This window comes from Roseovarius marisflavi (assembly GCF_900142625.1).
GTDB lineage: Bacteria > Pseudomonadota > Alphaproteobacteria > Rhodobacterales > Rhodobacteraceae > Roseovarius > Roseovarius marisflavi.
In genome coordinates, this window is the sequence record NZ_FRBN01000008.1 from 1 (window position 1) to 12,050 (window position 12,050).

A 12,050-nucleotide genomic window follows, 5' to 3' on the forward strand; every position below is an offset into this window, starting at 1 on the left:
TTGAACCGTCCCAGTCCGCTACGCTTCAATGTGGCGTGACGGGATCGGCGAATGGACCGTGTCGCCCGCAGATGTGCCAGCAACTCCTTCTTAAGTACGCCACGCGTCTGGATAAACAGGCTTCGATAGATCGTCTCATGTGAGACCCGTTTATCTTCCTCATCAGGATGTTTGCGCATCAACCAGCCTGCAATTTGTTGCGGGGACCATTTGCGCGTCAGCTTGGCTGATATCGCCCGACAGAGATAGACTTTGCCTGCCAACTTGCAGGGCTTTGGGCGGTGGGCACGGTCCCAGGCCGCGGCATCTGAGGGCGCTGCACGGTAAAGTTTGGCGCCACCATTACGCCTGACCTCGCGACTGATTGTGGATGCAGGTCGCTTTAATGCTTGGGCAATTGAACGCAGGGAGGCCTGCGCACGCAAGCCTCTGGATATCTCCTCTCGCTCGGCAAGTGTCAGAGCAAGCCGGGACCGGACGCGGTCCGGCGGGCGAATGCCGCCACTGCGAGCAAGGAGCGGATAGATCGAAGACGACTCGCGATCAAACAGCCGCCCAATCGAACTCATCGACTCTCCGCGTTGCCAGCGATCCCAGATATCTGACTTCTGTTTGTCCGTGAAGAATATGCGGCGACGATACTTCATGATGATCACTCCATCTCTCTCAAAAGATTAAAGTGTTGCATCGACCCGTTGAAACCGCCCCGCAACTCGGTCATCGGCTTCAATAAACTTGCTGCGCTGTGGATGAACGGCCGCTTTTCGTTCTGCGGCGCAGCTAACGATTTTAGGCGACCGCATTTCTGCACTTGCGAGCGTCAGCGCAGGAGCACTTCCGCTAAGGGCTCGAGGCCGCCGTTCCGCCTCAAGCTGACCAACGACCGCTTCAGACTGTTGAATGTCCAACTATCAATACAACCTGCTGAAACGGGTGAATTATCTGCGCCTCAGGAATGTCTGCTTCCGGAACGCAGTCCAAACTCGACCCGCTGCATCGCCGCAAGGCAGCTCCGAGCCCTTTGTGGACACTCAGCCAAATTCGACCGCGCGCCACTCTCAGCCTATAACTCCCCTTAATCGCGCTTGAGCTAAAGCCAATTCTACCAGTCTATCCCAGCCAATCTAATGATCCCCGATGTTGGGTGCTTTGTACTCGAAATTGCTGGGTGACGGTACGTCCGCCACCATTGTTGCCAGCTCTCTATAGCTGATCTATGCTTCGGAGCATGCGCTGTCTTGTAATCCTGGTCTGGTTGTTCCTTGCACCACAAGCTTGGGCGAGTGGAGCGTGGGAGGAGTTTTGGTCCGCCGACGGCACGATCATCCGCGGATGGTTGGCAACGCCCGAGGATGACGGGCCGCATGCCGCCGTCGTGATGATGCATAGCTGCTTCGGTCTAGTTGAGGGGGCGGACGAACTGGCGGCCCATGATAAGGCATGGGCGGATATTCTGACCGATGGCGGCTATGTCGTCCTTGCGGTCGATAGCTACACACCGCGGGGCGCAGGCTCCTTGTGCCAGGAGAGAGACCGCCCGGTCCTCGCCCGTGCTGAGCGGCCTTGGGATGCGATAGGCGGGCTCCAGTTCTTGCAGGAGCGATCCGATGTGATCGACGACAAAATCGCCATCATGGGCTGGTCGAACGGGGCGATCAGCTTGCTCTGGACAGTCAGAGATGGTGCCAGCGCCGCCACCGCGCTGGATGGGCCCGATTTCCGCACGGCTGTCGGATATTATCCCCTGTGCAATGACGTCCTGAGCCGCATGGACAACTACTTGCCGAGGATACCAGTCCTGATCCAGATCGGTGCCGATGATGACTGGACGGACCCCGAAAAGAAAATATAGATTTGATGGTTTCTGCTGCCTCCTGATAGTCAGATTCCTTCACAATCAGGCAATCGTGCAAAGGCCAAGCTGGTATCCGATGTGGCTAACGACGGACAGAAGGGCGCGACTAGATGACTATAGATTGCACAATTAGCGTAAAATATGAAATAGCGACTGCCCTCCTGTCGAGTTTGCCGATCAGTCCGCGGTAATGGCGCGCTTTTCTCAATGTGCTTGCGGCCAATCAAACCAGCAATGCTATCGGTGCGCAGTCGAGTTCGTTATCCATGAGATCGGGTGGAATCCGGGTTGCGAATGCTTTTGCCAAGGAAAGCCATTTTGCGGGAAGGGTTGTGGTTCAATCCGAGATGAATGGGCCACGGCTTTTGCGATGGCTGATGCACCCCATGCGGAACTCGCGCGTCAAAGATGGATCAGTCGAGGCCAAATTCTAAAAACAATCTGGCTTTGTCCCGTAGAAGGGCCAGCGGTTGATATTACCGATCAGGTCATGTCTGGTCGCTTACTTCGCAGCGGCGAAAGTTATGGTTATTTGTTTGAGCCTGACGCTCAAAAAGCAGCATTAGCCCTTATTGATGAAGTCGAAACGGATCCCATCAGTTTCGATGCTGCACTTCATTTGGTGTCAGAGGAAATAAGGCTAGGCAAAGCGGTTCCTTATGCGCTGCGCGACTGGGTCGCAGATGTCCTTGTCGGTAAATTGAAACGCCCGAAACTGAATGGGAAATATAAATCGGCAACTGAAAAGCGTGACAGGCTAATTGTTCAGCTGATCAAAGATGTCATGGAGGCAACCAATCTCAGCCCGACAAGCGGCCGACGTGAGCATGGGCAAAGCGCGTGCAATGCGGTCGCAGACGGTCTGCAGTTGTCTAGGCTTCAGCCCGACAGCTACGAGTCGATAATAAAAATCTGGGGCCGTCGAAAGGACTTGTCGGGATTCAATTCTCTCGAGCGTGTGTAAAAACAGGTCGTAGATACTACAAACGACAGCGTCAAAAGTGGGTTTTACGTTGGCTTCAATCGCAACCGATTGGAGTGAATTGTAATGCCCGAGACCTACCTGTCCGACCTTCAGCTTTCAGCCCGCTATGGCGTCCATCGCACAACGCCTTGGCGCTGGTACAACGACGACGAGACTTTCCCCAAGCCAGTGAAGCTGTCGCCAGGCTGCACGCGCTGGAAACTGTCTGAACTTGAAACGTGGGAAGCCAACAAGGCTTCCAGCGTCGCCTAAGAAAAAGCCCCGCCATTTCTGGACGGGGCTAAGGCATCTGTTTCTAACAAATTCACGATAGCCTTTCCCGTCCTCTGGCGCAATCAAAGAGGAAAAACCGTGACTGAAGCTGAACGAATTACCCGCGCATTAAATGGACACTGGTATGGCCGCTATGGTGTGGCCTTCTGCCCAGCTCATCGTAATACCCGCACTCCAGCCCTAAGCATCAGAGAAGCCGAGGACGGACGCTTTCTGGCCCACTGCCATGCTGGCTGTGCCTTCTTGGCTATACTGGGGGCCCTACGTGGCTCAGGTATGGTGGAGGGCAGCGGAAACTACACTCCGCCAAGCACCACAAATCTGGCAAAAATCCGTGCCACAGAGGAAACCAAGGCCGTCAAGCGTGAAGGTCAAGCTCTTGGGCTGTGGCGTAAGGCGCTGCCGATTAACGGCACCATCGCCGAAACCTATTTGCGTTCACGTGGAATCGTCTGCCAACTTCCGGATGTGCTACGGTTTCATCCGGAATGCTGGCACGGCCCGAGCGCAAAGCGTTTGCCCGCGATGGTGGCACGGGTGGAAGGCTGCAAGCGAGTAGCTGTGCACCGCACCTACCTGCGCTCTGATGGTACGGGCAAAGCGGCGGTTGAACCCGCCAAAGCCATGCTGGGAGCTGTCGCTGGCGGTGCCGTGAGGCTCACGGATGCGCCAGGGCCGCTTGTAGTGGCTGAGGGCATCGAAACCGCTCTGAGCCTTGCAAGCGGACTTCTGCGCTACCCCGCGACTATCTGGGCGGCGCTTTCGACGTCTGGCATTCGCGGGATGCGACTTCCGTCTCGACCGGGGCGGCTGACCATCGCCCCCGATGGCGATGAACCGGGCCGGATCGCGGCCCATGCTCTGGCCGAGCGCGCGCAGGCCCTCGGCTGGCAGGTTTCACTTTTGCCCATCCCTGATGGCCGCGACTGGAACGATATTCTGAAAATGGAAGGCGAGTTGCATGACCGCTCCTGAACCAATCCCATTCAAGCCTGAATGGCCCGACCCTGCACCGCGCCTTCTGCGTTCCAATTTGCCCCCCGCCCCGGCCTTGCCTCTGCAAGAGGTGTTGGGGCCCCGTATGGCACATTGGGTATTGAATGCCGCCGAAGCCAAGAGTGCTCCACCTGACTACGTGTTCGGGGCGCTGCTGACAGTAGTAGCATCAATCATCGGCAACACCCGCTGGGTTTCCCCCTGGAAGGGCTGGGTCGAACCGCCTGTCATCTGGACCATATGCATCGGCCTGCCCAGCGCCGGAAAAAGCCCGGGAATTGACGCAATGTTGCAGCCATTGCGACAAGCCGAACGCCCGTTGCGCGAGGCGGCAGAAGCAAAGCACAAGACATGGGATGAAAAGGCCGAAGTTGCCACGCTGCGCGAACAGGCGTGGAAAGACTCTGTGAAAAAAGCGATCAAGGATGGCGTTACGCCGCCAGACAGGCCAGAGGGCTGCGACCCTGGTCCGGCACCGCATACCCCCCGGCTGGTGGTGAACGACGCCACTATTGAACGCTTGGGCGCGATACTGGCGCAGCAACCACGCGGCACCCTGCAAATGCGTGACGAACTGGCCGGTTTTCTGGAAGGGATGCAGCGTTATTCCGGTGGCGGCTCGGATCGTCCATTTTGGTTGGAAGCCTATGGTGGCCGCGGTTTCACGGTCGAACGCATGGGCCGTGAACCGCTGACAATTGACCGGCTCAGCATTGGCGTGATGGGGGGCATCCAACCCGACCGGCTGAAAGGCCTCTTGTTCAAGTCGGCTGATGACGGGCTTTTGGCGCGCTTTCTCCCCATCTGGCCAGACCCTGCGCCATTGCGCCGTCCAGCTATCTGGGTCGATGAAAGTTTAATGGAAACCACACTGGAGCGCCTTCTGACGCTTGATTTTGTGGCCGATGAAATGGGCGAGACAAATCCACGCTTCCTGCATTTCACGGATGGCGCGCAAAACCTGATGGATGATTTCCGGGCTGCGGCGCGAGGCTGGGAGCAACAAGCCGAAGGGCTGATGCTGTCCTTCCTTGGCAAGTTGCCCGGACTGGCTGCACGGCTGGCGCTGGTTTTGGCCTATCTCGACTGGGCTGCCGAAGGGGCTGAGGAGCCTCACGAAATCACGGTCGAGAATTTCGGGCGCGCAGCTCATCTTGTTGAAGCCTACTTCGTGCCCATGGCGCGCCGGGCATATGCCGACGCAGCGGTGTCCAAAGACGAACGCGCGGCACGTCGCATCGTCGCAAGCATTCGGGAAAAAGGTTGGGCGCGGTTCACGTCGCGTGACGTGCAGCGCCTCGATCGCTTGGGACTACAAAAGATAGCGGAAATCGACCCGGCGCTGGCAATGCTGGAAGAGGATGATTGTATCCGCGCCATTTCCCAGCCAGCCCCCCCGCAAGGCGGCAGACCGCAGCGGCTCTTTCTTGTGAACCCGGCGCTTCATGGGGGCGGAAAATGACACAATGGCTGGCAGCCGCGAAGCGCGCAAGCGAGGCCGAGACAAAACTGACAGAACCGACAAAACCCAACCCAAGGCAGAAAGATAAGGGGGAGGATACTACCAAAAATGACGTTTTGTCAGTTTTGTCAGTTTTGTCTGAGGCAAACGAGACCACAGCAGCAAAAGTCACTCAGGCCGAGAGTGCAGAGACAGAGGCTTTCCCACATGGTGTTTCAGTCGCGGGCAGGCCGCTCACTTGGACGGGTCGCGTTGTATCGCTCCAGGAGTGGCGCCGACTGACACACTGGGAACGCAATGGACCCGGTGGACGGCGTTGGTGCGGCATCAAGCGCGCATGGGAGGACGAAGCGTGACAGGCGGCAATCCTTGGTTACCAATATTGATGCCTTGGTGATTGGTGTCTGACGTCAGACAATCGTTAAACTCATCGCTAGAACTGACGGTGTGGCGCGGATCTTTGATGTTCAATCAACCGTTTGGTGCGATCTAAAGGTTTTCACAGGATTATACCTTTACAGGGGCGATTGGTTGATAGGGCTTTGTCTTCTAACAAGTCCTATAATCGCTGCTGTATCGTTTGGTTTAATTGCAAAACGCAATAAAATATCAGGCGGGTCAAGCTCAAACACACACAGGCCCGAAATATCCGAAGTTGTCGTTAGAGTGTTCGATAGCGGTCGTTTAAGTGTACGCAAATGATGTTCGCTACGTGCAACAAATGATGTTCGCTAATGTCCTGTAAGTCATTGACAACAAACAATGTTAGTCTGGAAAAACCGCCCGTTTGCCATGGCAAAACGCTGGCAAAGTTCTGCCAACCATAACCATATATATCCCCCCTAACCCACCGCTGGGGAGATTTGAAAATTTGAAATTTTTGAAGATTAGAAGGCAACCTAGACGGCCCACAAAATAGGCCAGCCGACACAAGATATTGTGGGTCTCGACGTATTGTCCCATCATGTGATATATTATTGCCTATTGCATACTTTTTCTGGTGAGCGAGCAGGATGGCGAGAAAACCAGCGGCCCCAAAAAAGGCCCCAGCCAAAAAGCAAACACGAAAAGCGCCCGCCGGAAAGGCGGCTCAAAAGGCGCCCACAGGCCTCACAAAACAGCAAGAACACTTCTGCCGGTCCTATGTCGTGCATCACAATGGGGCTAGGCCCGCAAGGGACGCAGGCTACAGTGCGAACACGGCCAGAGAGCAGGCATACGACCTCCTCACAAATACTCACATTCAGCGGCTCATACAGAAGCTCCAGAAAGAATGCGCAGAACGACTGCAAATCGAGCAGGATCAGATTGCCGACCGCCTCTGGCGCACAGTCACAGGCGACGTGAACGATCTGGTGCAGGTCAGCCTACCCTAGATGTCTCAGACACGCGCCTAGCTCTGTCTCACCCGCTGTATGACGGTGCCAAGCAGACGAAAGAGGGCGTGGAAATCAAAATCGCTGACCGGGGCAAGGCTCTCGACCAGCTCGCGCGCATTTTGGGCTTCTACAACGACAAGCTGGAGCTGACAGCCTCGCAGGAGCTTCTTGATGCCGCGCGCCGGATCAATGCCAGCTCGCCGCCTCTCGATCCCGGTTACATGGCCAAGAACGCCGCGCGACTTGTTGAACACGGCGACTGATGGCGACCAAGCGGGGTGAAGCAAACTACCATCAATCAGGTGCTACACCACCACCCCCTATGTGCGCGCAATTTGAAGAACTGAAAAGGCGAAGTCAGACGAGATTCTGGTAGCCTAAGGTTGCGTCTGCGTCTTGATGCATCGTGATCCATTTGTTCAGCGTCGACAACCCGACGCCTAAATCTGACGCCAACTGCTTACGCATCAGCCCACTTTTCAACGCGATCCGCACCGCATCTTGGCGGAATTCGTCCGTCCGTTTCAGTCCCATAGTTTGTCTTCTTTGTCGCAGTAAATACTATCAAAGGCGCGGCCTCAAACCGCGACAGATCCACCTTCGTCCCGCACAGCGATCGGATGCACAGCCCACAAAGGCTGGACAAATGACCGCAACATACTTCTATACGTACCGCAAAATAATTCCTCTAAAAAATAGGAGCCGTCCACAAATTACAATACCCCGTCAGCCCGCAAATTCGGTGCGCACGGCATCGGTATGCTGGCCCAGAACGGGCACAGCTCCGGGCTGCTCCACCACACCATCGGCAAGCGCGCCAGGTGCCAACATGCGCACAGGGCCAGAGTGGGTGTCCACCTCAACATAGCGGTTCTGCGGATGGCTGGCCAGATCGTCCATCGTGCTGACGCGGCCATAGGCGATACGCGCAGATTCGAGCCGCTTGGCCATCTCGTCGCGGGGCATGCTGCTGAAGATCGGGCGTAACACCGCGTCCAATGCGGCGCGATGCTCAACACGGTGCGAATTGGTATCAAAACGCTCATCCCCGGCGAGATCAGGCAGGCCGAGAATATCTGCGCAGAACACGCGCCATTCGCGATCATTCTGGATCGAAATCAGCACATCCTTCCCGTCGGCGCCGGTATAGGCGCCATAAGGCGCAATTGTCGGATGATGCAGACCGTTGCGCACAGGCTCTTTGCCACCGTATACATATTGCAGATAGGGCACGTTCATCCAGTCGGTCAACGCATGAAACAGCGAGATCGAAAGGTGCCGCCCCTGCCCGGTAATGCCCCGACCGATCAATGCCTGAAGCACCGCCTGATAGGCTGTCATGCCTGCTGCGATATCGCAGACCGACACGCCTACGCGGGTAAGCCGGTCCTCAGTGCCGGTGATCTGCGACAGCCCGCTTTCGGCCTGCACCAGAAGATCATATGCCTTGAGATCCTTCCAAGGGCCGTCTTCGCCATAGCCGGAAATCGAGACCGTGATCAGACGCGGATAGCGTTTGCGCAGTTCGCTCTGATCAAAGCCCAGACGTGCGACGGCACCGGGCGCAAGGTTCTGAATAAACACATCTGCCTTGGCCAGCATCCGCCCCATCAGCGCGTGATCTCCCGGATCACGCAGATCAAGGCAGACCGATTCTTTGCCCCGGTTCAGCCATACGAAATACGCACTTTCACCGTTTACAAGGTGGTCATAATCGCGGGCAAAATCGCCCTCTGGACGCTCCACCTTTATCACCCGCGCGCCCGCCTCGGCAAGACGACCGGACAAATAGGGCGCAGCCACTGCCTGTTCGACCGAAAGCACCGTCACTCCTGCAAGATCATCCGCCATTCCATTATCCGCCTGTCCAATGCCAGCCCCGATGATGCCTTATCGCGGGGCCGTCCGGAAATAGTCCTGCGCAAGGAGTGTCATAGGCCTGGGCTATGCCCGCCAGGCAAGGTTGCTGGCCGGATGACGCTACGCCATGTACTATAACGTAACGCCCGATTGCCGGAGTATTCCCATGCCTACCCTGCCAGTCCAGATGAACCTGCCCCTTTTTGTGCCCGCTGACCGGCCCGAACGCGTGGCAAAGGCGGCTGCCGCAGGCGCCGACGCCATTATCGTCGATCTGGAGGATGCGGTAGCGCCAAGCGCCCGCGAGAGCGCGCGCGCAGGCTTGACCGATGCGTTGCAGGGAGTGACCTGCGCTATTGTCCTGCGTATCAATGCCGTCAGGACCAAATGGCACGAGGCCGATCTGGACATTGCCGCCAACCTGCCCTTAAGCGCCATCATGCTGGCCAAGGCCGAAAGCGCAGCTGCCTGTGCAAATGTCGCCAGCGCCACGCTCACGCCGGTGATAGCTCTGGTCGAAACCGCGCGCGGTATAGAGCAGCTCAACGAGATTGCAGACGCGTCGTTTCGGCTGGCCTTTGGATCCATCGACTATGCCGCCGATCTGGGTATGGGCCACACCCGGCAATCGCTTCTGAGCGCGCGCTCGGCGCTGGTGCTGGCCGCGCGACTGGCAGGTCAACCTGCCCCGTTGGACGGGGTGACGACCGCCATCCATAATGATGCCCTGATCGAAGATGACTGCCGCCACGCCGTCGAATTGGGCATGGGTGGCAAGCTTATCATCCACCCCGCGCAGTTGACCGCGGCGCGGCGTGGCTTTGCCCCCTCGCCGGACGAGCTCTCATGGGCGCGACGCGTTCTTGACGCAGCCAAGGGCGGCGCGGCGGTACAGATAGACGACGCCATGGTCGACGCGCCGGTAATTGTCCGCGCCAAGGCGCTGGTCGCCCGCGCCGAGGGACTAGCATGAGCCGACGCATCCTTGAATCCCACCTGATAGACAGTATCGCGAACGCCCTGCAATACATATCCTATTACCACCCGCCCGACTTCATCACCGCAATGGCAGAGGCACATGCACGCGAGCAAAGCCCGTCTGCCAAGGCCGCCATCGCCCAGATCTTGGTGAATTCGCGCATGTGCGCCGTTGGTCATCGCCCGATCTGTCAGGACACGGGCATTGCCAATGTCTTTGTCGAGGTGGGCGTCGAGGCGCAGACCGATTGGACCCGCCCGTTGCAGGAGATGATCGACGACGCCGTGCGCCGGGCGTGGGCGCTGGAAACGAACCCGCTGCGCGCCTCGGTCGTGGTCGATCCGCTAGACACCCGACGCAACAGCGGTGACAACACCCCTGCGATGATCCAAACCACGCTGGTTGCCGGTCGCAACGTGCATGTGACAGTCTCCTCCAAGGGCGGCGGGTCGGAGAACAAGACCCAGTTCGCCGTGCTGAACCCATCGGCCAACCTCGCCGATTGGGTGGTCGAGCGCGTAGCGCAAATGGGCGCAGGCTGGTGCCCGCCCGGCATGCTTGGCATCGGCGTCGGCGGCAGCGTGGACAAGGCGATGGCAATGGCCAAAGCCGTATTGAACGAGCCGATAGACATCACCGATCTGCGCGCGCGCGGACCACAAAACAGGATCGAAGAGATGCGGCTGGACATCCTCGACCGGGTCAACGCCCTTGGCATCGGGGCGCAGGGTTTGGGCGGCATCACAACCGCTCTGGACGTAAAGATCGCGACCTATCCGACCCATGCCGCCTCGATGCCTGTCGCTCTGATTCCTAATTGCGCCGCGACGCGCCATGTGCAGTTCACCCTGACGGGCGACGGACCCGCCAATTTTACCGCGCCTGACCTATCGCTTTGGCCGAAAATCGAGGGCAATGGCCCGATTGGGCGACGCCTGTGCCTGGATCATCTGGGCGACGACGTCTTGGGCAGCCTGAAGCCGGGCGAGACGCTGCTGTTATCCGGCAAGCTCTTTACCGGGCGCGACGCCGCGCATAAGCGCATGGTCGAAACCCTGCGCGCCGGTAGCGCATTGCCTGTCAACCTAAAGGGCCGCGCGCTTTATTACGTGGGCCCGGTGGATGCCATTCCCGGAGAGGTTATAGGCCCTGCTGGTCCCACCACATCCACCCGCATGGACAAGTTTACCGAAGAGGTTCTGGAAGCGACGGGCCTCAAGGTGATGATCGGCAAGGCCGAGCGCGGCGCCGAGGTCATAAAGGCTATCCGCCGCCATGGCGCGGTCTACCTGATTGCAGTGGGTGGCGCGGCCTATCTGGTGTCACAGGCGATCAAGGCCTCTCGGATCGTGGCTTATGACGATCTCGGCATGGAGGCTATCCGCGAATTCACGGTCGAAGATATGCCAGTAACCGTCGCTGTCGATACACAAGGCAACTCGATCCACGAAACAGGCCCGCGCCAATGGGCACGAGCCTGACTTTACCTGCGCTCAGCAGAGATCAGATCGTGCGCCCGCCATCGACCTCAAGCACTACACCAGTGATGAAATCGGCATCGTCAGAGGCCAGATAAAGCGTTGCATTTGCGATGTCGCGCGCCTCGCTCAGGCGCCCCATCGGGATCGTCGCGATGAATTTCGCGCGGTTCTCGGGTGTGTCGGGCATGCCCATGAACTGCTCCAGAAGGCCGGTCGCGCCCATCACCGGCGCCACACAGTTGACGCGGACGTTGTCCGGCGCTAGCTCGACCGCGAGCGACTTGGTCATCAGGTTCACCGCGCCCTTAGACGAGTTGTACCACGTCAGCCCCGGGCGTGGACGAATGCCGGCGGTCGACCCTATATTGATCATCACGCCGCCCCCCTGGGCTCGCCACATCGGCACGCAGGTCTTGGTCATATGAAAGATCGACAGCACGTTTACGTCGTAAATCTTACGGAATGTCGCCTCGTCGGTTTCCATCAGGGGGCTGTTGGCGTTGGTCCAGCCGGCGTTGTTAACCACGATGTCCAGACTGCCGAATGCCTCGGTTGTTTTCGCGACCGCATTTGCCACCTGCGCGCCGTCCGACACGTCGCAGCAGATTGCGATAGTCGCATCGCCGAGGCCATCGGCCACGGCCTTCGCACCATCTTCGTTCAGGTCGACGATCGCCACTTTGGCGCCTTCGGCAACGAACAGCTCTGCGATCCCCTTGCCAAAGCCTGAGGCTGCCCCCGTCACCAGTGCTGTCTTACCCTTCAGTCTCATACTCGAAT

At 58.1% G+C, this 12,050-nt stretch carries 12 protein-coding genes and 1 pseudogene; 9 read left to right on the top strand and 4 right to left on the bottom strand.

Annotated elements, in window-relative coordinates; all coding sequences use genetic code 11:
* A partial coding sequence (locus BUB78_RS08925; protein WP_170865045.1) for a helix-turn-helix domain-containing protein occupies positions 1–647 on the bottom strand: 647 nt, incomplete at its 3' end.
* Positions 648–1,228: 581 nt separating this feature from the next.
* Between BUB78_RS08925 and BUB78_RS08930 the strand changes: the two genes are divergently transcribed.
* The 7 genes from BUB78_RS08930 (at position 1,229) to BUB78_RS08960 (ending at position 7,213) form a co-directional block, all read left to right on the top strand.
* Positions 1,229–1,852, top strand: a complete 624-nt coding sequence (locus tag BUB78_RS08930; protein ID WP_073197248.1) for a dienelactone hydrolase family protein — start codon at positions 1,229–1,231, stop codon at positions 1,850–1,852.
* Between the two features lie 373 nt (positions 1,853–2,225).
* A complete protein-coding gene (locus tag BUB78_RS08935) occupies positions 2,226–2,819 on the top strand; it encodes a hypothetical protein (RefSeq protein ID WP_139279299.1) in 594 nt (197 codons plus the stop codon).
* A gap of 84 nt (positions 2,820–2,903) precedes the next feature.
* Positions 2,904–3,092, top strand: coding sequence for a helix-turn-helix transcriptional regulator (locus BUB78_RS08940; protein WP_073197252.1), 189 nt, complete (start codon positions 2,904–2,906; stop codon positions 3,090–3,092).
* A gap of 297 nt (positions 3,093–3,389) precedes the next feature.
* Positions 3,390–4,088, top strand: coding sequence for a DUF7146 domain-containing protein (locus BUB78_RS21550; protein WP_425442166.1), 699 nt, complete (start codon positions 3,390–3,392; stop codon positions 4,086–4,088).
* 106 nt (positions 4,089–4,194) lie between these two features.
* On the top strand, positions 4,195–5,571 hold the full coding sequence (locus BUB78_RS08950; RefSeq protein ID WP_170865046.1) for a DUF3987 domain-containing protein: 1,377 nt from the start codon (positions 4,195–4,197) through the stop codon (positions 5,569–5,571).
* Positions 5,572–6,584: 1,013 nt separating this feature from the next.
* Entirely contained in the window at positions 6,585–6,947 is a 363-nt protein-coding gene (locus BUB78_RS21555) for a terminase small subunit (RefSeq protein ID WP_073197258.1), read from the top strand.
* 68 nt (positions 6,948–7,015) lie between these two features.
* On the top strand, positions 7,016–7,213 hold the full coding sequence (locus BUB78_RS08960) for a hypothetical protein (protein WP_073197260.1): 198 nt from the start codon (positions 7,016–7,018) through the stop codon (positions 7,211–7,213).
* A gap of 124 nt (positions 7,214–7,337) precedes the next feature.
* Here the strand turns inward: BUB78_RS08960 and BUB78_RS08965 are convergent.
* Positions 7,338–7,484: pseudogene (locus BUB78_RS08965) on the bottom strand (transposase); the annotation flags it as partial.
* A 192-nt stretch (positions 7,485–7,676) separates the two neighbouring features.
* A complete protein-coding gene (locus BUB78_RS08970; protein ID WP_073197264.1) occupies positions 7,677–8,801 on the bottom strand; it encodes a CaiB/BaiF CoA transferase family protein in 1,125 nt (374 codons plus the stop codon).
* A 196-nt stretch (positions 8,802–8,997) separates the two neighbouring features.
* Between BUB78_RS08970 and BUB78_RS08975 the strand changes: the two genes are divergently transcribed.
* A complete protein-coding gene (locus tag BUB78_RS08975) occupies positions 8,998–9,783 on the top strand; it encodes an HpcH/HpaI aldolase/citrate lyase family protein (protein WP_073197266.1) in 786 nt (261 codons plus the stop codon).
* Positions 9,780–11,270 (top strand): fumarate hydratase, encoded by a 1,491-nt coding sequence (locus BUB78_RS08980; protein ID WP_073197268.1) that lies wholly within the window; start codon positions 9,780–9,782, stop codon positions 11,268–11,270. Before BUB78_RS08975 ends, BUB78_RS08980 begins: the two co-directional genes overlap by 4 nt.
* Positions 11,271–11,292: 22 nt before the next feature.
* On the opposite strand, the gene BUB78_RS08985 is transcribed toward BUB78_RS08980, so the two are convergent.
* Positions 11,293–12,042, bottom strand: a complete 750-nt coding sequence (locus BUB78_RS08985) for an SDR family oxidoreductase (protein ID WP_073197497.1) — start codon at positions 12,040–12,042, stop codon at positions 11,293–11,295.
* Between the last annotated feature and the right edge of the window lie 8 nt (positions 12,043–12,050).

Bases quoted from the DNA above. Each gene is read 5' to 3' on its own strand.
- BUB78_RS08930 (WP_073197248.1), top strand. From the start codon at position 1,229: ATGCGCTGTCTTGTAATCCTGGTCTGGTTGTTCCTTGCACCACAAGCT.
- BUB78_RS08935 (WP_139279299.1), top strand. From the start codon at position 2,226: ATGGCTGATGCACCCCATGCGGAACTCGCGCGTCAAAGATGGATCAGT.
- BUB78_RS08940 (WP_073197252.1), top strand. From the start codon at position 2,904: ATGCCCGAGACCTACCTGTCCGACCTTCAGCTTTCAGCCCGCTATGGC.
- BUB78_RS21550 (WP_425442166.1), top strand. From the start codon at position 3,390: ATGGTGGAGGGCAGCGGAAACTACACTCCGCCAAGCACCACAAATCTG.
- BUB78_RS08950 (WP_170865046.1), top strand. From the start codon at position 4,195: ATGGCACATTGGGTATTGAATGCCGCCGAAGCCAAGAGTGCTCCACCT.
- BUB78_RS21555 (WP_073197258.1), top strand. From the start codon at position 6,585: ATGGCGAGAAAACCAGCGGCCCCAAAAAAGGCCCCAGCCAAAAAGCAA.
- BUB78_RS08970 (WP_073197264.1), bottom strand. From the start codon at position 8,801: ATGGCGGATGATCTTGCAGGAGTGACGGTGCTTTCGGTCGAACAGGCA.
- BUB78_RS08975 (WP_073197266.1), top strand. From the start codon at position 8,998: ATGAACCTGCCCCTTTTTGTGCCCGCTGACCGGCCCGAACGCGTGGCA.
- BUB78_RS08980 (WP_073197268.1), top strand. From the start codon at position 9,780: ATGAGCCGACGCATCCTTGAATCCCACCTGATAGACAGTATCGCGAAC.
- BUB78_RS08985 (WP_073197497.1), bottom strand. From the start codon at position 12,042: ATGAGACTGAAGGGTAAGACAGCACTGGTGACGGGGGCAGCCTCAGGC.